General features: G+C 48.3%; 23 protein-coding genes. 21 read left to right on the forward strand and 2 right to left on the reverse strand.

The window, feature by feature from the left end:
- Positions 1-291: 291 nt before the first annotated feature.
- The 5 genes from rsgA to FS818_RS28685 all read left to right on the forward strand — a co-directional run bounded on the left by rsgA (position 292) and on the right by FS818_RS28685 (position 4,331).
- Positions 292-1,386: a ribosome small subunit-dependent GTPase A gene (gene rsgA / locus FS818_RS04195; protein ID WP_145329899.1), complete on the forward strand. Its 1,095-nt coding sequence runs from the start codon at positions 292-294 to the stop codon at positions 1,384-1,386.
- A gap of 57 nt (positions 1,387-1,443) precedes the next feature.
- Entirely contained in the window at positions 1,444-1,782 is a 339-nt protein-coding gene (locus FS818_RS04200; RefSeq protein ID WP_145329901.1) for a L,D-transpeptidase, read from the forward strand.
- 131 nt (positions 1,783-1,913) lie between these two features.
- Positions 1,914-2,435, forward strand: coding sequence for a GNAT family N-acetyltransferase (locus FS818_RS04205; RefSeq protein ID WP_145329902.1), 522 nt, complete (start codon positions 1,914-1,916; stop codon positions 2,433-2,435).
- 143 nt (positions 2,436-2,578) lie between these two features.
- Positions 2,579-4,060: an aldehyde dehydrogenase family protein gene (locus FS818_RS04210; protein WP_145329903.1), complete on the forward strand. Its 1,482-nt coding sequence runs from the start codon at positions 2,579-2,581 to the stop codon at positions 4,058-4,060.
- Between the two features lie 109 nt (positions 4,061-4,169).
- Positions 4,170-4,331: a hypothetical protein gene (locus tag FS818_RS28685; RefSeq protein ID WP_186375401.1), complete on the forward strand. Its 162-nt coding sequence runs from the start codon at positions 4,170-4,172 to the stop codon at positions 4,329-4,331.
- Positions 4,332-4,563: 232 nt separating this feature from the next.
- Here the strand turns inward: FS818_RS28685 and FS818_RS04215 are convergent, their stop codons facing one another.
- Positions 4,564-4,803, reverse strand: coding sequence for a hypothetical protein (locus FS818_RS04215; protein ID WP_090921063.1), 240 nt, complete (start codon positions 4,801-4,803; stop codon positions 4,564-4,566).
- 420 nt (positions 4,804-5,223) lie between these two features.
- Here FS818_RS04215 and FS818_RS04220 point away from each other — a divergent pair, with 420 nt between their 5' ends.
- From FS818_RS04220 to FS818_RS04270, 11 genes are all read left to right on the forward strand, one after another.
- Complete coding sequence (locus FS818_RS04220; RefSeq protein WP_145329904.1) at positions 5,224-5,544, forward strand: hypothetical protein; 321 nt, start codon at positions 5,224-5,226, stop codon at positions 5,542-5,544.
- Between the two features lie 54 nt (positions 5,545-5,598).
- Positions 5,599-9,603 (forward strand): type VII secretion protein EssC, encoded by a 4,005-nt coding sequence (essC, locus tag FS818_RS04225; RefSeq protein ID WP_145329905.1) that lies wholly within the window; start codon positions 5,599-5,601, stop codon positions 9,601-9,603.
- Between the two features lie 16 nt (positions 9,604-9,619).
- Positions 9,620-10,450: a hypothetical protein gene (locus FS818_RS04230; RefSeq protein WP_145329906.1), complete on the forward strand. Its 831-nt coding sequence runs from the start codon at positions 9,620-9,622 to the stop codon at positions 10,448-10,450.
- A 6-nt stretch (positions 10,451-10,456) separates the two neighbouring features.
- The gene (locus FS818_RS04235; protein ID WP_145329907.1) at positions 10,457-11,005 is read left to right on the forward strand and encodes a WXG100 family type VII secretion target; all 549 of its coding nucleotides are present in this window, start codon (positions 10,457-10,459) and stop codon (positions 11,003-11,005) included.
- 182 nt (positions 11,006-11,187) lie between these two features.
- Entirely contained in the window at positions 11,188-11,463 is a 276-nt protein-coding gene (locus FS818_RS04240; RefSeq protein WP_090921054.1) for a WXG100 family type VII secretion target, read from the forward strand.
- Between the two features lie 156 nt (positions 11,464-11,619).
- A complete protein-coding gene (locus FS818_RS04245) occupies positions 11,620-13,674 on the forward strand; it encodes a hypothetical protein (protein ID WP_145329908.1) in 2,055 nt (684 codons plus the stop codon).
- Positions 13,675-13,708: 34 nt separating this feature from the next.
- Positions 13,709-14,461 carry a vWA domain-containing protein gene (locus FS818_RS04250; RefSeq protein ID WP_145329909.1) on the forward strand — a complete coding sequence of 251 codons (753 nt, stop codon included), beginning with the start codon at positions 13,709-13,711 and terminating at the stop codon, positions 14,459-14,461.
- 10 nt (positions 14,462-14,471) lie between these two features.
- On the forward strand, positions 14,472-15,314 hold the full coding sequence (locus tag FS818_RS04255; protein WP_145329910.1) for a protein phosphatase 2C domain-containing protein: 843 nt from the start codon (positions 14,472-14,474) through the stop codon (positions 15,312-15,314).
- 207 nt (positions 15,315-15,521) lie between these two features.
- Complete coding sequence (locus FS818_RS04260; RefSeq protein WP_145329911.1) at positions 15,522-16,328, forward strand: SDR family oxidoreductase; 807 nt, start codon at positions 15,522-15,524, stop codon at positions 16,326-16,328.
- 220 nt (positions 16,329-16,548) lie between these two features.
- A complete protein-coding gene (gene hrpB, locus FS818_RS04265) occupies positions 16,549-19,077 on the forward strand; it encodes an ATP-dependent helicase HrpB (RefSeq protein WP_145329912.1) in 2,529 nt (842 codons plus the stop codon).
- A gap of 186 nt (positions 19,078-19,263) precedes the next feature.
- Positions 19,264-19,872, forward strand: a complete 609-nt coding sequence (locus FS818_RS04270; RefSeq protein WP_145329913.1) for a general stress protein — start codon at positions 19,264-19,266, stop codon at positions 19,870-19,872.
- Between the two features lie 196 nt (positions 19,873-20,068).
- On the opposite strand, the gene FS818_RS04275 is transcribed toward FS818_RS04270, so the two are convergent.
- On the reverse strand, positions 20,069-20,446 hold the full coding sequence (locus tag FS818_RS04275) for a YidH family protein (RefSeq protein WP_145329914.1): 378 nt from the start codon (positions 20,444-20,446) through the stop codon (positions 20,069-20,071).
- Positions 20,447-20,541: 95 nt separating this feature from the next.
- On the opposite strand from FS818_RS04275, the gene FS818_RS04280 reads away from it, so the two are divergent.
- From FS818_RS04280 to FS818_RS04300, 5 genes are all read left to right on the forward strand, one after another.
- Complete coding sequence (locus FS818_RS04280) at positions 20,542-21,714, forward strand: acyltransferase (protein WP_186375402.1); 1,173 nt, start codon at positions 20,542-20,544, stop codon at positions 21,712-21,714.
- A gap of 210 nt (positions 21,715-21,924) precedes the next feature.
- Positions 21,925-22,299, forward strand: coding sequence for a replication termination protein (locus FS818_RS04285; RefSeq protein WP_090921036.1), 375 nt, complete (start codon positions 21,925-21,927; stop codon positions 22,297-22,299).
- Positions 22,300-22,301: 2 nt separating this feature from the next.
- Positions 22,302-23,318 carry a Gfo/Idh/MocA family protein gene (locus FS818_RS04290; protein ID WP_145329916.1) on the forward strand — a complete coding sequence of 339 codons (1,017 nt, stop codon included), beginning with the start codon at positions 22,302-22,304 and terminating at the stop codon, positions 23,316-23,318.
- A 291-nt stretch (positions 23,319-23,609) separates the two neighbouring features.
- Positions 23,610-24,869 (forward strand): MFS transporter, encoded by a 1,260-nt coding sequence (locus FS818_RS04295; protein ID WP_186331577.1) that lies wholly within the window; start codon positions 23,610-23,612, stop codon positions 24,867-24,869.
- 89 nt (positions 24,870-24,958) lie between these two features.
- Positions 24,959-25,651 carry an ArsR/SmtB family transcription factor gene (locus FS818_RS04300; RefSeq protein WP_145329920.1) on the forward strand — a complete coding sequence of 231 codons (693 nt, stop codon included), beginning with the start codon at positions 24,959-24,961 and terminating at the stop codon, positions 25,649-25,651.
- The last annotated feature ends 25 nt before the right edge of the window (positions 25,652-25,676 follow it).

Raw genomic sequence — 25,676 nt, forward strand, 5'->3', positions numbered from 1 at the left:
AATAGCTGGATAGAAAAATCCAACTTTGGCGAGCGATGATAAGACCTTCAGACAAAGTCACGGGTGACGTACCCGTGGCTTTTTTTGTGCTGATAAGGGGAGTTCCAGGGCTGGGATAACGGATTGGGCATAGGATGACCGTTATTCAACATGCTGTGGAGGCTGCTTTATATTCGGATAACTATGGATTGCCGCGGGTCTGAACAACCTCGTGGTTTTTTTGTTTGGATCTGTATTCGGAGATGAAGAAACATAAACAATCTGGGAGGAATTTTTATTTTAAATCAACGTATGGAAAATAAGGGAATTGAAAATTATGGCTGGTCTGCTACATGGGAGAAACGATGGTCTGAGGAACAGTTGAGCTGGGAATCCAGACGGCCTGCCCGAATTGTCGCGGATCATGGACATATGCAGCGTCTGATCACAGTTGACGGAGAATGTTGGGGCAAAGTGTCAGGAAAACTTCGTCATGATAGCTTGGAGACAGGACTTGCACCTGCTGTTGGCGATTGGGTTGCTGTGGCAGGAGAACAGGGTGAGGAAGTGATTATTCATCATGTATTGCCACGTCAGAGTCGTGTATCCAGGCAAGCCGCTGGCCCGGTAACGAAAGAGCAACTGATTGCAGCAAACGTAGATACTCTTCTGATCGTTGCGGCGCTTAATCATGATTTTAACCTTAGAAGACTTGAAAGATATGTGTTAATGGCTTGGAACGGGGGAGTAAGACCGGTTATCGTCCTGAGTAAAAGTGATCTGTGCGATGATGTGCAGGGACGAATCCGTGAAGTGGAGGGGATTGCACCGGGCGTGGAGGTACTGGCGATCTCGGCAATCGAAGGACAAGGGAAGGAAATGCTGGAAACCTATCTGAAACCAGGGGCAACCGTAGCGCTCACAGGCTCCTCCGGAAGTGGCAAGTCCACACTCGTTAACTGGATGATGGGCAAGGAGGTTCAGATTACGCAATCCGTCCGCGAAGGGGACAGCCGTGGCAGACATACAACGACGCACCGGGAGATGTTTGTATTACCACAGGGAGCCGTCTTGATCGATACGCCGGGCATGCGTGAACTTCATCTCTGGGACGAAGGAGAAGAAGGTCTTTCTCAGGCTTTTGGAGAGATTGAGGAGCTGTCTGGCACGTGCAGATTTATGGATTGCAGTCATACGAAGGAAGAGGGCTGTGCAGTTAAAAAAGCCATTGAAAACGGTGAGCTGGATGAGAAGAGGCTGAATAACTTCCTCAAAATGCAGAAAGAAATGCAGTATCAGCGGCGCAAGGAAGAGGTGGCTTCGCGTAAACGGACTGCTTCCAGCAAACCGGTAAAAACACGCAAGGCCAAGCATGTCCAGCGGGCCAAAGATTGGGAACAGGACTGATATGAGGCGGGGCATTCCTATCTGTCTTGCATAGAATAAGGCAGGAGGGATATGGTGATGCCGAATTACAGAATCATCGTGGACTTGTCTGACCATATGTTGTATCTGCTGGATGGAGATCAAGTTGTGAAAGGTTATCCGGTAGCGACAGGTAAAATGCTTACCAGTACTCCAAATGGAGAGTTCACCATTATCAACAAACAAGAGAATCCTGGAGGGCCTTTTGGTGTGCTCTGGATGGGTCTGTCCAAACCCCATTACGGCATTCATGGAACGAATGAACCTTCGTCGATTGGCAAGTCCGTATCACATGGCTGCATTCGCATGTATAATTCAGACGTGCTGGATTTGTCCTCGAAGGTATCCGTCGGAACCCGAGTTACGATCCGGCCATAGGCCGGATTCTTCTTCTATTTTAGGAAACGTGATGGGCATGATAAACGTGATAGATATAGCAAACGTGGTGAATGGTAATCGGGCCATTGAGTGTGGAGAAATTCATTTTAAGAGAGGAAGAGGGAGATTCTATGCGAATTAGACGAGCATGTGAGGGGGATGCGCGGGGGATCGCATACGTACATACAGAGAGCTGGAAAACGACATACCGCGGAATTGTGCCAGATCATGTTTTGGATTTTTTGACTACAGAATCCCGGCTAGCTCAGTGGGAACAGCAGTTACGCTCTGGCGAAAATGACCAGATTTTGATCGTTGCCGAGGATGAAGAGGGGAAAATTGTCGGTTTTGCCTGTGGAGGTAAGGAACGCGAGGGTCAATTACCCTATGATGGCGAACTGTATGCCATTTATCTGCTGAAGTCTCATCAGCAATCTGGAATAGGCAGACAACTTGTGAAGAGGGTGGTTCAGCATCTTCAGACATGCCAGATTGGTAGTATGATTATTTGGGCTTTGGAAAGGAACCCGGCATGTCGCTTTTACGAAAAAATGGGCGGTATACCTGTTCATACACAGTCGATTCGTATCGGGGATGAAGATCTGGCGGAAATCGCGTATGGCTGGTCTGATCTAACTTCTTTTGAGACTTAGCGCACACGTTGCTTTACTCATGTTGTTACAAAGCCAGCTCACTTTTAAGGTTGCATTATCGGTTTGCCTAACTTCGAACCAGGTTAATGAATGAGACATCGTTTTTTTTGTACATTCTAATCTGAAGATCGGAGGCGCATGTCATGACTTTAGTAGATAACCAACATAAAACGGCAACGTGGACTAAACAGTTCATTTCAGGTAAATGGGTGGAAGGCGCAGGCGAGAGAACGATAGAGAACATTAATCCTTATACGGGTGAAGTGATCGCAACCTGGCGTTCTTCCAGTCCAGAGGATATAGATCAGGCTTATCAGTCTGCGCAAAAGAGTTCGGTGGAATGGAGAGCAGCGTTACCTTCCATTAAGGAAGGGGTGCTCCGGAAAGTCTCGTCTTTAATGGAAGAACGAAAAGATGAGATTATACAGCTGCTCATTATGGAATCCGGTAGCACACGCATCAAAGCTGAAGCGGAATTTGCCGCAGCGAGACGTATTGTGGATGAATCGGCTTCATTTCCTTTTCGAATGAAAGGCGAATTGCTTCCATCCAATACGCCGGGTAAAGAAAATCGGGTAGTCCGTGAGCCCAAAGGCGTTATCGGCGTTATTGGACCATGGAATTTCCCGCTACATCTATGTTTGCGTTCCGTTGCACCCGCGATCGCACTCGGCAACGGTGTGGTGATTAAACCCGCTTCGGATACCCCGACTACAGCAGGCTGGCTGATTGCGGATCTGTTTGAACAAGCGGGTCTGCCAGAGGGGGTATTAAATGTAGTCGCCGGAAGTGGCAGCGAGATTGGGGATTATTTTGTCACACATCCAATTCCCAAGGTAATCTCATTTACGGGTTCTACAGAAGTGGGTAAGGGCATTGGTAAACTCGCCGGTGAACATCTCAAAGAAACCGCACTGGAACTCGGTGGCAACAATGCGATGATCGTTCTGGATGATGCGGATGTTGAGCATGCGGCACAAGCTGCTGTGTTCGGTAAGTTCCTGCATCAGGGTCAGATTTGCATGGCGCTAAACCGTATTATCGTACACGAAGATATTTACGATCGGTTTGTTCAATCCTTTGTTAACAAAACGAAACGTATACATGCCGGTGATCCGACTGACGAGAAAACATTAGTAGGGCCCCTAATCCGAAAGAAAGAAGTGGAACGGCTTCTCGAGCTAGTAAAGCAGGCTGAAGAGGAAGGGGCACAATTAGTGCTTGGCGGAACACATCAGGAGAATGTACTTATGCCAACCGTGCTTGCAGATGTCAAACGCGAACAGGAGATTGTACAGCAGGAACTATTCGGACCAGTAGCTATCATTATGAAAGCTAAAGATGAGCAGGATGCTATTGAGCTGGCGAATGATACTCCTTATGGTCTGAGTGGCTCTGTCTTTACGGCAAATTTGGAGCGTGGGTACAAGGTGGCAGGGCAGATTGAAGCGGGTATGGTACATGTCAACGATCAATCAGTGAATGATGAAGCCCATGTCATGTTTGGCGGAGAGAAATCGTCCGGCATAGGTCGTTTTGGCGGAGACTGGGCGATTGATAAATTCACACGTACACGCTGGATCAGTCTGCAGCATCAATTCCGGGAGTATCCGGGCGTGAACTAAGTCGAATATGCATGAATAGAGAGAGGCGGTCAGGGATTTATCCGAGTCATTTCGCGATGAAGCGACAGGAGGTGCATGAAGCCCGTCTGAGCGGTATTTGGACGGGCTTTTGCATCATTTTACAACGGATAAAAATAACAATCTCGATCGAATGAAAAAGCTGTTTGGGCAACTTCTGATCTGGTTATTTATGGATACACGGGACGAAGTACTCCGTAAAAATCATGGCAAAGGGGCTTGGAACTTATGTCCATTGACCGCTTTATTTTAAGGAAAATAAATACCTGTCAGGAAGAACATACACGAGAAAATTTAGTTAGACTGTTTGTCATTCGGATACGAAAAGCTGAGTTTGCAGAAGAACATGATGCGGCTTACGTGTTGGAAAAGCTGAAATAAAAGGGTGCGGATATGCCCAAACCACGTCAAAAAGGAAGCTTGTCCTGTATAGGGAAGCTTCCTTTTTCATGGTAACACATAAACGAAGGTTGCTGGACTCTTCTTCAATATAACGATAGAGCAAGAGAGTCATTTTCACTGCGGCTATGAAGAATAGCTTCGCCGCCAACAATTTCAATACTAATCAAAGAGTGCAGACATTTTTGCAAAGCGCGTTTACCGTTACTGATCTTATGCTCAAGAGCACTGCTAAGCAATCTTAATGTTTTTTGCACAGGTTGTTTGTTTTCTTGATTAAAATATACAGGGATTGATTTGTCTTGAAAAGTTATTAGAGTTCTCACTTGAAATCACCTCACGAGAGTTATTTCATACAGGTAATATTAAATACCAATGCTTAAAATTACCTTAAAATCAGCTTATGAAAACATAAAGGTGGATAAAGTTTGAAAAGTGTTCACAATTCAATTGTGGACGAAGGAATAAAAGTCCCGAATTCATTCATTCTTATTTCCATTAAATGGTATTCCGAGTGTTGTTTTCGCATCCTTGCAATTTTTCCACCGAACAATGACACGAAAGTTCTGAGTCAAATGGACGATATTTTAATATAAACGTGGGTCATATGTAACAAAATTACAGTGGATACGTTGCAAACAAGGGTTTTATATAAGAAAATAGGATGGAATACCGTTTCACTCGCATTTTTTTGATTTAATCTGACATTAGGACAATTTACATATGAGACCTTGGGAGGGATTCACATGATTCTAACCGTGTATTCCGGCCGGGAGGAAGGCGAATGGTTCGACATTGAGGTTCCGGATGAATGCACCATTGAACACCTGAAGACGTTGCTCGGTGTACGAATATTCGGACAGGCTCCGGGGGATGGCATTCAGTATATTTTGGAAGCTAGATTTCCTGAAGGACTATGGTTTACCCCCCAGAACGCCCAGCAACTAATGGAGACGGGGCTACGTCAGGGAAGCTGTGTGCGTGTGCAACGTGCTTTTTCAACGACTACTGAAGAGGCCCCCATCTACGGGAGACGTTCCTTATTTCAGCAGGAGAGCAACGAATAACGCTTTGCGGCGTATCATTCATTAACTGAACGACTAAAAGGAGGTCTTTTCTTCGTGAATGTGTTATATCAGCGTTCTCCAAGAATGACACCGGTTTTGAAGGAAGAAAGCCTCGAAATTCTCAGGCCGCCTGCAGAGCCGAACAAACCTACATTTTCCATGATTTCAATCGTGGTTCCCGTGATGATGACGATGGTCAGCATCGGTTTCTATGTGTACATTAATATGACTGGCAAAATGAATAACAGCAATTATATGATGTTCCAGATGATGACGGTTATGATGATGCTTACATCTTATACCATCCCGTTCTTTGTATATCTCAGTAATAAAAAATCATATCGCAAAAAGATCGAGGAACGTAAAGCGATGTATCTTGCACAGCTGGATAAACATCGTGAAGAATTGAAGGAAGCACAGGTGGAGCAAGTGAAGAGCCTGCATGAAATCCATGGTGATCCATCCGTCTGCCTGCAAATTGTCAAAAACCGAAACAGCTCGCTTTGGGAACGTTCCCCGGAAGATGACGATTTTTTACAGGTACGTATCGGTACAGGGGAGATTCCGTTTCGGATCAAACTTCAGGTACCGCGTATCGATGGATATGAAAAGGATGAGTTGATTGAGGCCGCTCATGGACTCGCTGCGGAATTCCAGACCGTGCCTGATGCCACGATAACCCTGCCTCTATTCGAATCCAAGGTGATGGGGCTAGTGGGTGAACGGGAAGAAGTGATGGCTTCGTTACGTGTTATCGTCTCACAACTTACGGTAAGGCACTCACCGGATGAACTGAAACTTGCCGCATTTTATGAAGAAAAGGATACCAAGGAGTGGGAATGGCTCCGCTGGTTGCCTCATATTTGGGATGAGGATCAGGGACAGCGATATATGGCCGACAGGCACAGCAGTGCGCATCAATTGGCGGACAGCTTGTTTTCCGTGTTGAACCGCCGCCGTAATAACAAGGAAGATCGCTACAAAAAAGCGGTGCAAACTCCTTGTTACGTTATTATTTTGTCGGATACGCAACTGATCGAAGAAGAACCTTTACTTCCATTACTGCTGGAGGCTGCGCAAGAGATTGATGTATGCACGATTGTGCTGGCGAACCGCAAACAATCCCTGCCTATGCACTGTCAGTTAATTATGGAAGCTTCCAAAGGCAAAGGAGTGTACATCAAAAAGACGGAAGATGCCGATGTCATCTCGCAGACATATAAACCGGATGTGATCTCCAAGGAGACGGCAGAGGCGTTATCCCGTTACATGTCACCGATTCGCCTGAAGCGTTCCTCCGCTTCGGAGATCCCGCAAGTGTTGCCACTATTCGATATGCTCAGCACTTCACGTGTGGAGGATCTGGATGTTGTCTCCCGCTGGGGGCAAACCAGATATCCTGACACACTGCCTGTACCTATGGGGGTAAGAGCTGGTGGTAAAAAAATAGCTATTAATCTGCACGATAAAATCGAGCGGCAAGGGCATGGTCCCCATGGTTTGATTGCGGGTACAACCGGCTCAGGTAAGAGTGAGGTTATTCAGTCTATTGTTGCTTCACTGGCAGCCGAGTTCCATCCACATGATCTGGCGTTCATGCTGATCGACTATAAGGGCGGAGGCATGTCTAATACCTTTGTCGATCTCCCGCATGTTGTAGGTACCATTACGAATCTGGATGGCAATCTCATTGAACGTGCCAATGTTTCTCTTCGGGCTGAACTGGTGAGAAGACAGAAGATTTTAAATGATGCGGGGAACCTGCAACATATTGATGAGTACTATAAGATTTTGCGTTCAAGACATGAACAACCATTGCCGCATCTTGTGATTATCATAGATGAGTTTGCTCAACTGAAACGTGACCAGCCGGAATTTATGGATGAGTTGATCAGTATTGCCGCGATCGGCCGGACGCTGGGGGTTCACTTAATTCTCGCAACCCAAAAACCCGCGGGAGTCGTGGATGATAAAATTTGGAGTAACTCGCGTTTCCGTATCTGTCTTCGTGTTCAGAGCGAGGGAGACAGCAGAGATATGATAAAAATTCCGAATGCTGCCTGGATTACGAAGCCTGGCCGAGGTTATTTTCAGGTCGGCAGTGACGAAGTCTTTGAAGAAATGCAGTTTGCCTGGAGCGGCGCACCTTATAATCAGCAGGAGGATTCAACGACGGTACTGCCTGTAATGGAAGTACGCCTGAATGGCAAACGTGAACCACTGCTGACGGGAGAGCGAAGAGCTGTTCTCAAGGGAGAGGATGTGCCGAAACAGCTACAAGTGTTTATTGATTATGTGGCAAAGGCTGCTACAGAAGCCGGCATAGAGCGTTTGCCTGGACCTTGGTTGCCTCCGCTTCCAGAAATATTGGAACTGGACGGCCTGTACGACTGGAAGCAGAAGGAGAAAAGAGAATCTCTGCTTGATGACGGGGCTAACGGTCTCAAACCTTTGGTTGGTATGCTGGATGATCTTCCGAATCAGCGTCAGTTGCCACTTGCATTGCCTATGGATCAGGGGCATCTTGTCGTATATGGCATGCCTGGACTTGGTAAAACGACTTTTGTTCAAACGTTATTAATGTCTCTTGCCCGTACGGAGCGCACAGAGCCGTGGAACGGATACATTATTGATATGGGACGTATGATGAAAGACTTTGCTAAGCTTCCTCAGATCGGTGGCGTGATGATGGCCGAAGAGGAAGACCGGATCAAGCGCTTGTTCCGTTATATTCTGAAAATCTCGGCGCAGCGCAAAGATATGATCTCGGAGGCCGGGGTTAAAACGATTTCGGCTTATCGTCGTACGGCTCATGCTACAGTTCCACAGATTGTTGTGGTTATTGACGGATATATGTCTTTCCGTAATGCTTACCCCGATGAGAATGAATCGCTCGAGACCATTTTGCGTGAAGGCGGAAGTTTAGGTATTACCTTTGTGCTGACCGCCAATCGGGTAACCGATATTTTCGAAAAATTCAGAAGTAATATTCAAAATGCTGTTTCATTTGAGCTCTCTGATCCAAGTGATTACTATTATGCTGTGGGGCGGCCTTCCAAGGCGCCAAGCCAGCTACCTCCTGGCCGAGGTCTCGTGAAGGGACAAGTCCCTCCGCTAATGTTCCAGGCTGCTCTGCCATCTTCAGGAGCGGACGAGGGTGAACGATCGGCCGCTTTACGGAGGGCAATTACAGAGATTCGTCAAGGTTGGACGGGTGAGGAAACGCCACAAATTGCGCCACTACCGGAAGAGATCAAGCTTAAAGATTTGCTTGTTCGTACAGGCTCCTTCGGCAAAGTAGGGGGAACTTCAACGGTAAATGTACCTGTGGGTCTGCTCACGGATGATTTGGAGCCGTTTGAACTTAACCTGCGTGAAGGGCCGCACTTTATGGTGACCAGTCCAATGGAAGGTGGTAAAACGACTTTCTTGCAAACCTGGATGTTGTCACTGGCCTACCATGCTTCACCTGAGGATGTGCAAATATACACGGTAGATATGAGGTATGGGTCAGGTGGATTAGGTGAAATCAGCAGTTTGCCCCATGTCCGTGGACACGTATCGAGGGAAGAATTGCTTGCGCCTGTCATTCAGGAGTTGTACGATGAAGTTCTAAAACGTGGTGAAATTACCGGAGGACCCGATATCGTACTTGTCGTGGATGATGCGGACACCTTGTCCAAACAGCTCACCGATTTTAATATCAAAGATCAGCTCGGTGTGATTGTTCGTCAGGGCAGAGACAGAGGCATTCATGTGATTCTCTCAGGCGTTCCGGCGGATTTTCCAACGTTCGGTTCGGATTGGGTAAGTGATGTAAAAGCATCCCAAAGCGGATTGCTGTTCGGGACTTTGGACCCTAATGATCTCTCGTTCTTCCGTATACCTTATTCGGAATCCGGGGGTACCGCAGGTGGGCTGAAGGTACTGCCACCAGGTCAAGGTTATTATATAAAACGCAAATATTCCAGGGTTAAAGGTGCAATTCCATGCGATAACAGCTGGAAAATGAATAATTGGATTTCAGAAATTCGTGACCGATGGCATGTTGTAGTTTGAGGGGAGGTGGCTCATAATGTTGACGGTTCATGATTCTAAGCAAAAGGTAGTCACGCTGCAGATTAAGGAACTATTTTTCCTAGCTGGTATTCTCGGTTCAGATCGATTGCTCGGCGTGGAAGACCCTTTCCGAGGTTATATGGCAGAAGATATTGCCATGGAATGGGAGCGTGTCAAAACCTCTTTGCTAGACAAAGGCTACTTGATTCAGGATCAAGATACCAATGAGCTGATCATGACACCAACCGTTTTTTCAAGAGTAGCCATAGCCGGATTATCCGACAGAGCATGCTGGCTTCGCTATACGATTGACGGGAAATCGCAGGAGAGTTATATACACTGCACGGATGAACGGGTCGTTGAAGTAGCCCGCGCTACGGATGTCCCCGATTCGTTCCGTCTAAGTGACTTGGGAAATGTTCGTGAAGCCATTGATGTTCTGATTGAACGGATGAAGTGGAGCGGCCATTCTCCAGTGGATAAACCGGCACTGATGTGTTCCAAGAAAAAGTTTTATGATGTCATGAACGGCTTGAAGGGGTATGAAGTACAAACCGTTGCTGATGAGCTCTCGCAGGAAACGAATGATCCTGAAGGTTCACTGGCATTAGCACGGTGTCTGGTAGGCAAGCAATCTGATGGAGAGCTCAGATTGCTTGTATGGGGACAGGAGGGCTGGCAGTCACAATCGGCGGCATTTACCGCGAGTGCAGCCTCCAACTGGTTATTCCGTATGAGCACGGCGGCTTCGGATGACTGGCTCGTTGCAGCGCTCACAACAAAAGAACAGTTTCACGAAATGCTGCTGGACTGGCTTAAACAGCCTGCAGGGGAAGAGGAAAGGTGATGGTAAATGCGCATTCGTGTGGAACCGGATGTGCTTCGGGCACTGAGCAGGCAGATTCAGTATGCAGCGGAGCAAATACAGCAAAAAATGACAGTGTTGGATCAGGCGATACATTCCCTGGATTGGGATATCGAGTCCCGTGCAGCGGTGATGAGCGAATGGAATCGTAGTAAACGGCTGGGAGAGGAAGCCCTTCGTCGTTTGATGGACTTAAGTGTACAGCTTGGGCGCAAGGCATTGTTATTTCAACAAGCAGACATGGAATATCGTTCCGTGCTGAGTCATGTCAATGTGGCCTATGGCAATGCGGTCAATATGCTGAATGTTCTTCAGAGTAGCCGCAGTGGCGATATCCTGCCTGCACATGCTGCTGATGTAGCTGTTGTATCCGACCCGCTTTCCGCTATGGCGGCTGTGTACCGGATACAGGATAGTGCTCCACCTGATGGTTCTCCGGCGACCCTTGTTCAGGCTACACAGCCTGAGCCTGTTGCATGGAGATTCAGAGACCCCTCTTTTCGAGAAAGAAGAGGAACTGAACCTGTAGTTTCATAGCGGCCTAATTAATATAGTACAACTGCACGTTAAATAAATTGTAAATAGTCTGTTAGTTGAAGTTTCATATGCTAAAAATGGGGTAAATAGGATTAGGTCCTTCGGCTTTTGTCCGAATGATCCTTGTATAGTACAATTTGAACAAACAAATTTAATTGCACACATCAAGGAGGAATTTAACAATGGCAGGACGTATTTTAGTTACCCCAGAACAACTGGATCAGGTTTCGAACCAATTCAAACAAAGTGGAGAACAAAGTCAACAAATCGTATCTTCATTGACTCAATCCATCACAAGCATGGAAGGACAATGGGAAGGTATGACGAAGCAACGTTTCTTCCAAGAGTTCCAGGAAGCTAGCAAACAAATGCAATCCTTCGTTCAAACGTTGAATAGCATTAGTGTAGAACTTTCAGCAATCGCGACTAAATTCCGCACAGCAGACCAATCTCGTTAATCTGCTCCTACATAGGTCCAGACGATTTGATAATTTGCATCGTCCTGGCCATATGCGGGCATCGAGTTAAAGATTGCAAGATTACGGCAAAAACCGGGTGGATTACACCCGGTTTTTGCCGCAACTATGACACAAAAAACAGAGAGAGGGATGAGCATGTCTTTTCAACCGAATCCCGGCGATGAAGTGGTGATTAATGATATCGCCTATACGATTGGTCAGCATCCGGCTGCGCCGGGGCTTGCTTATGCCCAAGCGGGAAGGCAAGGAATAGTGTATCAATTGATTCCCCGCACGGGTACCATTCATGGGGCGAAAGCACTAAAAGTATTTTTTCCAAAATTCCGTATCCCGGCTATGGTCTATCAGTCCGAGCATATGGAGCCATATAGTGAACTGCCAGGCTTGCGGGTATGCAAGCGTGAAGTGCTCACTCCGGAAAGAAACGGAGCGCTTATTGGAGAACATCCCGATCTGTTATATGCAGTACTGATGCCATGGGTACAGGGTCTGACCTGGTTCGATGTGATCAGTGATCAAAAGCAGCTGACAGCGGAGGAAAGTCTGCAGCTGGCTAGAGCACTTGCAGGTACAGGTTCTGCAATGGAGCAACGTGGACTCGCACATTGTGATATGTCTGCTCCTAATGTAATGATTCCGTTTTTTTCCGAAGTGCAGAACTCGGCCATGACTTCTGCAGTTGAACTGGTTGATGTGGAGCAGATGTACGGCTCTAAGATGGATCGACCAGATGCGTTGCTTGCTGGTTCACCTGGTTACGCAGCCCATCGAACGGTGCACAGCGGCTTGTGGAGTTCTTATGCTGATCGATTTGCCGGAGCTGTTATTATCGCCGAGATGTTATGCTGGTCTGACCCTGCCATCGTAGAGAAAGCTTGGGGAGAGAGTTATTTCGACCAACACGAGATGCAGACTTCGAGTGAGCGTTATTTTGCGATGCGCGGTTCCCTTGAGAATCGCTGGGGCTCCAAATTATCAGATCTGTTTATCCGGGCATGGGAAAGTCATGATCTGAGCAGTTGTCCAACGTTTGGGGAATGGTACATTGCCCTTGCGTCTGTAGACACCCGGCAGGCTGAGGCCTTTCTGGCTGCTCTGGAAGCGCCGCAAGAGGATGTAACAGGATCTTCAGAAACTGATGTGGTTGCGAGGCCAAAAGACTATGAAACATCAACGAGTGTGAAACAAGATGCGGAAGCTGGCAATACATCGAATTCAAAACAATCTCCGGACCAGGAGGCCGTTGTGAACCGGCTGTTTTTACAAGCGAGAGCGCTGGAGGATGAAGACAAACCAGCGGCGGCACTTGAGGTTTATCGTTCACTGTATCACTTCATTCCGGATAACAGTGCAATGCAGCTGGAAGTAGAGGCTGCGATCAAGGAACTGGATGCCAAAATCAACTCAAACACGGAGAACGCTGAGCCGGTAGTGATTCCATTCTACCGTTCCAGAAAATTCATGATCTCCTCGGCAGTGCTCATTGTACTGCTTGCCGGGGGTGTACCCACAGTTAAAATCCTTGCCGATCAGGCTGAGGTTAAACAGCAGGAGGCTGCTCGTATAGCCGCGGCAAAAGCAGCAGAAGATGCGGAAGCCGATAGGCTCAAACAGGCAGAAGCCGAAAAGCAAAAAGCTGCAGAAGCGGCAAAGCAGGAAGCTGCTGCAAAGAAAAAGCTTGCTGAGGCTAAACAAAAGGAAGCGGAAACGAAGAAACAAGAGGAAGAACGAAAAGCCTTGCAGGCTAAATACGACAAGCAGGCTAAATATGAAGCTTATCTGGCGAAGCAGGAGCAACAGAAAAAAGAAGCAGCACGTAAAGCACTGCAAGCAAAATATGACCAGCAAGCGAAATATGAAGCTTATATAGCGTGGAAAAAAGAAAATGACGCCAGAATTGCAAAAGAGAAGGCTGCTGCCGAAGCCAAACGCAAGCAAGAGTTGGCGCAGAAAGAAGCTCTTAAGAAAGAACGTGCTCAAAACGTCGTTACTCTGATTGCAAGCTATAACAAGGCATACAATGCGCAAAAAGGCAGAAAAACAGATAATGCACTTGCCTATGCGCGTGATTTCAAAAACCTATATAATACGGATGCTTCGTATTTTAAAGGGGTAGGGAAAGTGGCGGCACGGATGAGTGCGATCAACAAATTTTTGAGTAATTCCAAGTACTCACTACCGGACTTATAAATTTATATTGAATAATAGAGGTGACACACTCTAGATGAACTACACAATTCAAGCGTCACAACGTACGCCAGCACTTATTATTTATTTAATTGATATTAGCGCCTCCATGAATATGGTTCTGGATAATCGTCGCCGGATTGACATCGTTTATGATGCTTTATCTTTGGCGATCCGGCAAATGGTATTTCGTTCAACCAAAGGAAATCGGTTGACGCCGCGTTACCGAATCGCTATTTTGGCCTACAGTGATGATGTATATGATGTATTAAACGGGATTAAAGGAATCGATGAGGTTGCGGCTGTAGGTTCGTTGCCTGATTTGACACCTAAACGTTTCTCGGACTCCGCAAAAGCATTTTTGCAGGCAGAGAAAATTTTGCAAGCCGAATTACCTAATATGCAGGACTGCCCGGCTCCGCTCGTATGTCATATGACTGATGGAGTTGCTACCGGTGAAGACCCGGAGCCGATTGCCAAGCGTATTATGGGCATGAGTGTGCCGGATGGCAATGTTTTGGTTGAAAATATATTTATAAGTGATCATCTGCTGGAAGCTCCGATTGCAGAGCCTAGACGATGGAAAGGGATCTCTCCAGAGACGAACCTGCAAGACGAGCATGGAGAGAAGTTGCGTAATATGTCATCCGTGCTGCCTGAAAGCTATCGCGAAATGTTGGTGGAGGCAGATTATTTGCTGGCACCAGGCGCACTCATGATGTTGCCTGGCACTTGTGCAGAACTGGTATCCATTGGATTCCAGATGTCTGCTGCAACACCTGTAAGATAGGAGGGGAATCATGCGAGCAGTGCGTATGGCAACATTGTCTGCCAGTGATCGAGGAGGACATGCGAAGCAGCAACAGGACAATTTTCGCTATGTAAGCATTCAGACTGGGGAACAGCCGTTAACTCGCTATCAGGGAAAGCTGAAATGCAGATACGGATATGGACGTGCAGCAGAAACCGTGAACCAGGGTGACGCAGGGCAAGATTTTGTTGCGATTCGCATGCAAGGTAATGTCTGTCATTTTGTATTGTGTGATGGAGTTGGCATGAGTTATCTGGGTGATTTTGCTGCGCGTTTTCTCGGTAGTGCGCTACTGGAATGGCTTGAAACGACGTCATCATTAACCGCTGAAGGGGTCGAACAGTTTCTGCAAGGTCTAACGGGTTCTGCATCTGAACAGTTAGAACAATTACAGCCTTTGGATACCTCGCCTCTTCTGCTACGGGAGGTGTTGATGGAAAAGCGAAGCCAAGGTAGTCAGGCCATGTATGTATGCGGACGCATTGAACTCACATCTGGAAGACGGAAGAGCCGAGTCTGGCTGGCATGGCAAGGAGATTCCAGAATCCGGCTCTGGCGTAATGGACAGGAGCAGTCGGAACAATTCCAAACACATTGCAAGACCAATGAGCGTTGGTCTACACGAGAAGGCTCCATAGGGGGGAGACCCCATGTTTTCGAAATGAAAGGTTCAGGGAGTGAATCATTTCGCCTTCAACTGTATACAGACGGACTGAATGATCTCGATGCCATTGGTACATACATCCCGGATGAGCATATTCAAGTGTTGCTGGATGCCGCCCATACCGGCGGACTTGAGGATGATGCCGCTTTCATCGAACTGGAGTGGTGAACGCGCCCTGTAACGAGGATCGTTTTTTGAAATAGATCGGCGTGTGGCTGGTGCAGATCGTCAGTGTATGTAATTGCCTGGAAAATGAAAAAAGTTACGAGTGTTGATTTAAAAGCTGCTGGTTTTGGGTAATCTTGTGAAGAATTGATTGAAATAAAATCAGATTAAATCTTTACATAATTTCCAAGACGAAGGAGTGACTCGGCTATGACACAACACAGCAGCAGATCACCATTTCAAGGTAAGGTGGCTATCATTACAGGAGCTGGCTCGGGAATCGGCAAGGCTACGGCACTCAAGCTGGCGAATGAAGGGGCGCATGTGGCGTTGTTCGATCTGGTGAATGATCGGATATCAAAGACAGAAGCGGAGATTAATGCGAGCCATGAAGGGGCGGCACGGGCGTTCGATGTGGATATTTCCGATCCGGCGCGGGTTGAAAAGGCTGTACTGGAAACGGTCGAATTGTTTGGGGGACTGGATATCGTTTTTGCCAATGCGGGCATAAACGGGGTATCTGCTCCAATCGAGGAAATTCAGGTGCAGGACTGGCAGCAGATTATTACGACAAACCTGGACGGCACATTTTTCACCGTAAAATATGCTCTCCCACATCTGAAAAAACGCGGCGGCGGCAGCATTATTATTACAAGCTCGATCAATGGGAACCAGCGTTTCTCCAGCTTCGGTATGTCGGCGTATAGTACGTCAAAGGCAGGACAGGTTGCTTTTGCCAAGATGGCGGCTTTGGAGCTGGCGAAATTCAAGATCAGAGTCAACGTGATCTGTCCAGGAGCGATTGCTACCAATATTGATCAAAGTACGATCAAGACAGATGACCTGCAGGACATTATCATCCCGATGGAGTTCCCGGAAGGACAGCAGCCGCTTGCGGATGGACCAGGACAGCCCGAGCACGTTGCGGATCTGGTTAGCTTCCTCGCTTCCGGCGCATCCAAACATATTACTGGGGCAGAGATCGTGATCGATGGTGCGGAGTCGCTGTTGAGTTGATCGGGTAAACGATGGGGAAGTAACTGGATAAGACAATTCGTAGATGATTAGCCCACAAGCTGAAAGTTAGATAATTGAATGAGTTTGGGTAACATCTATAAGATATGGATGTCATATAGTCGTTCCTTCGGGACGGCTTTTTTTGTTATAATGCTAACATTCGAATGCTGAGCTTATAGAATGATATCGAAACGGCAAGATATGCATTAGGAGCGATGATATGTACACTGATTTACCAATACAAGCGATTATTCCGGAGGTACAGCAGCTGTTCCGTGACCAGGACACAGGTGTTTTGATTGCTGAACCGGGCGCCGGAAAAACAACGGTTGTGCCGCTGGCGATGCTTGAGCAGCCTTGGCTGGATGGCAAAAAAATCATTATGCTGGAGCCGCGGAGACTCGCTGCTCGTTCAGCCGCGTCGAGAATGGCAGCAACGCTGGGTGAAAAAGCAGGACAAACGGTCGGATACCGCGTACGAATGGATACCCGGGTAAGCCCGGCTACGCGAATCGAAGTGGTCACTGAGGGCGTATTAACGCGTATGCTACAGCAGGATCAGGGACTTGAAGATACGGCGATGATCATTTTTGACGAGTTCCATGAACGGCACCTGCACGGTGATCTGGGACTGGCTTTGGCGCTGGAATCGCGGGCCATGTTGCGGCCGGATCTGAAGCTGCTGGTCATGTCGGCAACGCTTGACCCGGAGCCGGTCTGTCGTTTGCTGGGCGAAGATACACAAGTTGTGCATTGTAAAGGCCGTACGTTTCCGGTGGAAACGAAATATGTCGCGAAACCTGCCGCAGTTGAAATCGAGAGCTGGACGGCTCGTACCGTTATCCGGGCATTGAGTGAAGAACAGGGGGACGTTTTGGTTTTTCTTCCCGGGGCGAGAGAGATTCATCGTACGGAAAGGGAACTGTTGCAAGCAACTCTCCCTCCGCAGGTTCTTGTACATACGCTATATGGCAGTATGTCTGCCGAGAAGCAGGATGAAGCCATCCGGCCTGCGGCGGGTGGCTGGCGCAAGGTTGTGCTGTCCACTTCCATTGCAGAGTCGAGTCTGACTCTTCCGGGTGTGAAAGTGGTCGTGGATACCGGACTAAGCCGGGCGTCGGCTTTCTCGCCAAGGACGGGGATGAGCCGGCTTGTCACACAGCCGGTCTCCAAGGCGTCCGCTGATCAGCGGCGCGGACGTGCGGGGCGTATTGCCCCTGGGGTGTGTTACCGGCTATGGAGCGAGGAGGCTCATGGCGCGTTGCCTGAAGCAACGCGCCCGGAGATCACCTCCGCGGATCTTGCGCCGCTGGCGCTGGAGCTTGCCGCGTGGGGTGTCCAGTCCCCGGCTGAGCTTAGCTGGCTGGACACCCCGTCTGATGCGGCTTACGCTCAGGCACAGGCGCTGCTGCGCCAGCTGGGCGGCCTGGACGAAGCAGGCCGCCTCACGCCCTTGGGGCGGCGGATGAACACGCTTGGCGTTCATCCGCGGCTGGCCAGCATGTTGCTCCGCGCGGCTGAGCTTGGGCTGGCCAGCTACGCCAGCACGCTGGCGGCGCTGCTGCAGGAGCCGGCAGGCCTCCGCAGCAGCAACGCAAGTGCTGGCGGCGCGGGCACGGACTTGCGCCCGCGCGTAGAAGCGCTGCTGGCCGCGGGCAGCAGCGGGGGGCCGCCAGCGGCAGCGGCTGGCGCAGACGGCGCCGCCGTGCGGCGCATGTTGCAGGAGAGCCGCCAGCTATGCTCGGCGCTCGGAAGCGCGGCGGCCGATCCGGTGCGGCCGGATGAGGACAGCTGCGGGTTGCTGCTGTCCTTTGCGTATCCGGACCGGATCGGGCAGCGCCGCGAGGATGGCCGCTATCTGCTGAGCAGCGGCCGCGGGGTACGGCTCGCGGGGGCAGAGTCGCTGAGCCGTTCCGCCTACCTGGTCGCAGCCGAGGCCGACGACCAGGGCGCAGATGCACGTATCCTGCTGGCTGCGCCGGTGCAGGAGCAGGTGATGCTGCGTGCCGCGAGGCATCTGTTGCACGAGGAGGTGCTGGTGGCTTGGGATCGCACGACCAGAAGTGTGCGGGCACATAAGCGGCAGCGCATCGGAGCAATAATGATCAAGGAAAGCACGATTGCACAGCCACCGGAAGATCAGGTGCTGGAAGCACTGTTGTCGGGAATACGACTGGAAGGATTGGACATCCTGCCGTGGAGCAAAACATCGCGCCAACTTGCGGAGCGCATGCGTTTTCTGCATCTGCACATGCCAGACTGGCCTGATCTGATTGAAGATCGTCTAACGGATGAGCTGGAGGAACAGCTTGCACCGTATCTGGCAGGAATGCGCTCGGCGGCTGATCTGAAGAAACTGTCCATGCATGATATACTTTTGGGTGGACTTAGCTGGACGCAACGGCAACAGCTGGATGAAGAGGCGCCTACCCACATTCAGGTTCCAAGTGGTTCACGTATTCCCGTGGATTACAGCAATCCGGAAGATCCGATCCTGGCTGTTCGATTACAAGAGATGTTTGGACAGCAAGAGACCCCTCACATCGGAGGCGGTCGCGTTCCGATCACGCTACATCTATTATCTCCGGCGCAACGTCCTGTGCAGGTTACAAGAGATTTGGCTAATTTCTGGCGTGAGACCTACTTTGAAGTGAAAAAAGACTTAAAAGGGCGTTATCCGAAACATTACTGGCCGGATAATCCGCTTGAAGCCGTCGCAACGAATCGAGCGAAACCGCGAACAACCTGATAAGCAGGTGGTTGATAATTGATTTTTTCTCGGAACGATCTCGTCATTTTCTGGGCTCTGCGGGTATTCGGTCTTTTGGCTCAAATTAGTATTCATCCATATGATCAATGGCCTAAAAACGTTTGAAAGAAGGAATGACGGGTAATAACATAGCGAACCACTCAAACCCATGAGGAGGTATTCACTATGAAGAAGAAAATCGTAGGTGTGTTTAATACAGAGCGTGAGGCATCTGATGCTATTGAAAGTTTGAAAGCCGAAGGATTTACATCGGATGAGATCTCTGTCGTGACGCAGGACAGAGATGAGCTGAAGGCTATCCGGGAAGAGACAGGTACAAAAGCGCCAGAGGGTGTAGCAGCTGGCGCAGCCACAGGTGGTGTGCTTGGAGGCGTAGCAGGTTTGCTTGCTGGCATAGGTGCACTGGCTATTCCGGGGATCGGCCCGATTCTGGCTGCAGGACCTATTGCCGCAGCATTTACAGGTGCAGCTGTAGGTGCAGGAGCCGGCGGATTGGTTGGTGGACTTGTAGGACTGGGCATTCCAGAAGAGGATGCGAGACAATACGAGGAGTATGTGCAGCATGGTAAAATTCTGTTGCTCGTTGACTCATCGGATCGGGATAACGCGGTATACGATGTGTTTAACCTTAACCGTCAGACTCATTCCAACATCGATCCTGTGCATGGTGAAGATGTGAATACTGTTGATTCACGTCCAGATCTCGATATGGAAGAACGCCGAATGGAAGCACAGACCAAAGCCGCTCGTTTCGGCAACAACACCTTTTTGTAAAGACTGAACACGACAGAACACATGCGGGCTCAAATGAATAAGAGTCTTTGGAATACGAATGAGGCATGTGAACGATAACTTGGACTTTAGCCGGTCTCCGCTGAGGAGATCGGTTTTTGTCCTCATACGGGATTCGGCTGTCTCAGGTTTGCAATGGGTTTGTAATGATAAGATCCGAATATTGTTTTTCACATGGTCAGACAGGGAATAACAATACATACAGCAGCACAGCTAGCGCGAGGCCAATCACAAGCAACAGGAGACTGAGAAACGTGATAAGTCCGGTAGTGGCTTGGAAGGTCTGCTCATTAATCTGTGTGCGTTTACGGTGGTAAGCAATGGCTGAACAACCAATGATGGCAATGCCGCCAAACAGAGAAGTGATTCCCGTGATGATGGCAGCAAGATGGGCAATGCGGTCATAGGCGGTGGAATGAAAACCGAAACCAGCGGCAAGGAAACCGATCCCTGCCATGGCAATGCCTGTGCGTACCCAAGCGAGAAATGTACGCTCGTTAGCTAGATGTTGTTGAACCGTTTTGGATTCATGTGAACCGGATGGTTTGTCTGACATTACTTTTACATACCTCCAATGGATGGTTAAAGGTTTTTTAATTTGATTTCGTATTTGATATTTCAAAAATAAACAAGAAAGGCAGGTTGAGTGATTTGCCTCGCAAAGAACGAATTACTGAAATCGAAACACTACGAGGCTTGGCCTTTGCAGCGGTTGTACTGCAACATTCTATTGCTCATTATTCGCTGGTTCCGCAGGCTGGACTTCAGGATGGCGTCGTGCTGGCCTTGCTACTGATGTTAGCGAAGTTCGCTGTGCCACTTTTTATATTTATAACCGGGATGGTGCTGTTCTACAACACCGGTGATAAGCTCCATTACGGCCAGTTTATGCGGAAAAGAGTCATGGATGTCATCTTGCCCTATGTAGTCTGGTCTCTCATTTATTTTATACTTGCCCCGCGTAACTGGGCAGCATTCGGCTGGCAGGACATTCCTGACCTCGCTCTGAAGCTGGTGACAGGTAAGACGGCTTCACATTTCTGGTACATCATTATGCTCATTCAGTTCTACGTGTTTTTTCCGTTATTCTTGCTTGGTATCCGGTATGTAGTCCATCGTTACCAAGCCAAGGGACGAATGCTCGCACTGCTGGGTTCAGGTGTCTTATTTCTGGTTCTATCCGATCAATTAAGGAACATTGCCGGCTGGATGGAGCGGATGCAAATCCCGGTACTGACAGATGCTTTTACAACCTACGCAGACCGTAATTTCATCTATTTCTTTTTTTATTTTGTACTGGGCGCTGCGGCGGGAATTTCGGTACAGCGCTGGAAAGAATGGATTGAGCGTTTGCGCTGGGTCTACTGGCTGGTGTTTATGATCTTGGGTCTGCGGTTTATGTATCTATTAATGCTGGAGTTTCAGAAACCCGAAGGAATTCAAATCCGTTTTTATACCGTCAGCCTGATCAGGCCGGATATGGTTCTGTTCCTGATTGCTTCCATTATGGTGATGTACCAATTAGCCAGTAAGCTTCATCACCATCGCGTTCTTTACTGGCTGGGATGGATTGGCGGCATGTCGTACGGGGGATATCTGATGCACATGCTGGTGCTGCGTTACAGTTACATTCCAGACGAATGGTTTTACGTGGCGTGGGGCTGGAATCCTGCGATACGCACGATTGTCACTTGGATTGTAGCACTGAGCGTATCTTGTGTGCTGACTTGGTTCATCTCGCGTTTTAAATGGGGAAAATGGATCGTAGGCGTTGTACCGAAACACACCCAAGCCAATAACCCGACTGCTTCGACCCAAAGGTGAGTATTTCAATAAATATGAGTATTCCATTATATGAAAAATTCACAATAAGTAAGGTCGTTCTTTCTTACTCCAGCCTGTCTATACTCAATCTTCAGCCCGCTTACTCACCGTGACCACACGTTACAAGAGTGAAATCAGGATCAAGATGGCAGGATCAGAACATATGTTTTATAATGAGAGATAGACAGGTTCTGACAGGAGGGAAAGCTCATGGCTTTTATGATTGCGCAACGGGCATTTATCAAAGTATATCTTATCACGATGGTGGAGCAGCATAGAGGTTATGGTTACGAGATGTTGGAAGCGATGAAGCAGGAATTCAAAGATTACGGATATGTACCACCACAAAGTGAGGTATATCGGGCATTACATGAGCTGGTGCAACAGGGTATCTTTTATCGAACCAAAAAATTAAAGGGAAACGATCCCAAAGTTGATTTCCAGGAAATTGTTCTCTATCACTTCACAGATGATGGTGCGGCCAAAGCAGAGTTATACAAGAAACAGGTGAAAGCCGATCTGGATCGTTGTCTTGGCATTTTGCACAAGGCAGAAGCGGATAATTACGGTACGAAAGGAAGATGAGCATGAACAGACCTCTGCAGTGGGGTGTACTGGGTACTTCAACGATTGCCAAAAATGCTATTATTCCAGCAATTCAGCAGTCTGAACGTGGTGAAGTACTGGCAATTGCCAGCCGCTCCAAGGAAAAGGCTGAAGCTCTGGCTGAAGAGATGGACATTGTCAGATCCTATGGCAGTTATGAGGAACTTATTGCTGATCCGGATATCCAGGCCGTTTATATCCCGTTGCCAAACCATCTGCATCGAGAGTGGACGATTAAAGCTGCCGAGGCGGGAAAACATGTGCTTTGTGAAAAACCTGCCGCGCTGAATGCCAAAGAATCCATAGAGATGATTAAGGCATGTGAACGCCATGGGGTGTTGTTCTCGGAAGCTATCATGTATCGGTATCATCCGAAACACAGACGGGTGCAGGAGATTATCGAGAGTGGCGAGATTGGAACGGTCAGAGCGATTCATGGTAATTTTACATGTAATACCGCAGATGACAAAGATAATGTGAGATTCAAGAAACACATGGGTGGCGGTTCTATTTTTGACCTCGGTGTATATCCGATTTCTGCTGCCCGCATGTATCTGGGACAAGAGCCGGAAGCCGTTACGGTCCATGCTTTATTCTCGGAGGAACATGATGGTGTAGATATGATGGCTTCAGGGCTGATTGAGTTTCCGGATTCAGTGGCTCTGACCTTTGATTGCGGCATGTGGGCGTCAGGACGGGCCGAGATGGAGATTCTCGGAACGGAAGGACGTATTGAGCTGCCTAAAGTGTTCGGCTGGGAGAATAGCGATATCCCGCCTCAGATCATCATTCATACGGATTCGGTCAGTCGGGAGGAACGAGTTTCGGTATCCAACTCCTATGTGCTTCAGGTCGAAACATTTGCAACGGCAGCTCTTGAGGGAGAGGCGTTGCCGTTCGGTCCGGACAATACCATCTTGAACATGCGTGTGATTGATGCCTGTCTGGAATCTGCGCGCAAGCGTCAGCGGGTGCTGGTGGATCGTAGTCCGATTTAAACAACTGTTATAGCTGTAGTGCAAAGACCTCCAGACCTTAACCTTTAGGCTGTAAATTTTAAAATCAGGGATGATACAGGACTCCATCGATGACGATGAGAGTCTTTTTTGTATGGTTATGCAAGACCAATCAGGATGGAGACTGGGCGCATTGATTTTATAGATATGCAACGTTAACAACATCCTTAAGAAACAACGTTAAAAATATTTTCACGTTTGTATTGATTTTTGCATAAACTTCGTTAAAATAATATTAACATGAAAAATATTTTAACGTTGAGGAGTGGAACAATGATGAACGAGGGTGCTGTCGCGGGGAAACAAGGTTTGGGAGAATTAATTCGAATCAGGCCATATATGCAATTTATGTTGAGTAAGATGGTGTCCCGCTTTGGGGATTCCATCGATTCGATTGCGTATAGCTGGATGGTGTACATTTTAACCGGATCGAAGGTACTGATGGGCACACTTCTTGCCGTTAACTTTTTACCGAATATTGTGTTTGGGCTGTTCGCCGGGGCATTGGTGGATCGATTATCTCCGAAAAAAGTCATCGTCATGACGAATACCGGACGCGGAGTGATGGTTGGACTCACAGCACTTTTATTCGCCCTGGGGCAACTTGAAGTGTGGCACTTATTTGTATTTACGGTTCTGAACTCCTTGCTGGAATGTTTCACGTCACCTGCCGAGGTGTCCAGTGTTCCCAGGTTATTGCCTCATTCCATGTTGCTTTCAGGTAACGCGATGACCTCTTCAGCCACTCGATTGGCTGAACTGGCGGGGCTAGCCGCGGCAGGCGCTTTAATTGCAACCGTGGGTATCGCGTGGACTATCTGGATTGACGCCGCGTTGTTTGCACTAAGCGCAATCTTGATGAGCCGGGTGGACTATCCGGAATGGATGTCGCCGCGAGCCGTGTCATCTGGCGCCAGGAGTCTGATCTCCGAGATGGCGGAAGCTTTTCATTTTCTACGTAAACATGCCTTGTTATTCGTCTCTTCCGTGTTATTCGCTTGGGTTAACTTCTGCCTGATGCCCTTTAATGTGCTACGTACACCTTACGTGATGGAAACACTGCAAGCAGGTGCTTGGGGATTAAGTCTGCTTAGCGGGCTTTTAGTTGGAGGGATCGTGCTTGGTGGTCTGTGGATGTCACAACAAGGGACGCGTTACCGTAAAAGCGTGCTGGTCATCACCGGCATTGTTATGCTTGGTTGCGGATATGCGATGACTGCACTTCCGGCTTATATGACGTCATTCCAGCTTCCGACTGCAGGTGTGTTCTGTTTGCTTATGGGTTTGGGCATACCGCTTGCGACAACGCCGCTCGTTTCATATCTGATGGAAGTAACCCCAGGTCATATGCTCGGAAGAGTGTCTGCGCTGCAAAGTATGCTGGTCCTAAGTGTTTCACCACTCGGTAGTCTTCTGTCCGGTGTTCTGGCCGACTGGTTTTCAATGCCGATCCTGTTCATTGTATTTGGCGTGTTGCTGGGACTGTCTGCGATATTACTGCTTACGAGCAAAAGTTTTCGGCGGGAGATGTAAGTGTACGTCCTTTTGACCGAAGTCCTGTCTGAACGGTATAATATAGGGAACGAAGGGCAGGCAGGTACCCCGGAAATGAGGATTCGGATATGCAGCAACATAAAGTGCTCTCAACAATTGAAGAGATCAAAATCTACTCTGATCCGTACCGGATACAGATTATGAATATGTTTAACCGCCAGGGCAGACCTTCCACCGTGAAGGAAATTGCAGATCTGATGGGAGAAGTGCCTGCGAAGGTGCATTATCATGTGAAAAAACTGGAGAAAATCGGTCTTCTAACCATGGTATCCACTCGGGAAATCAACGGCATTATCGCAAAATATTACGAACCCTTCTCGGGTGAAATCCACCTTCGTCACAAGGATGAAGAGGATGAAAATTCACCGCTGAAGCAGGTTTTTCGCTCCGAAACGCTAAAGTTGCTGAACGAAATGTTCGAACAGAGCCGCCAGCGCTTTATGAATCATGCAGAGCATGATCGTCAGGAGAAACGTTTTATCTCGGATATGACGCTCTACGCTACGGCGGATGAAGTAGAGGAGCTATATCAGAAGATTGTGGAGCTGTGCAAACCGTATTTAACCAAGAATGAACAGAAATCAGACCATCAGGTTTTTCAGCTGTTCACGGCGTTGTCCAAAGAGGCACAGGTTGCGTCGCAAGCTGATACTCCCAAGGCGTCGAAAACATCCGAAACATCAAGTACGGCGAAAAAATCGAAACCTGCTACCAAACGGAAAGCCTCAGAACCTAAGGCAATTGATTCTACAGATGAATAGCTGATCAGGATCGAAATGAAACAGG

Source organism: Paenibacillus xylanexedens (assembly GCF_007680605.1).
GTDB classification, from domain to species: domain Bacteria; phylum Bacillota; class Bacilli; order Paenibacillales; family Paenibacillaceae; genus Paenibacillus; species Paenibacillus xylanexedens_B.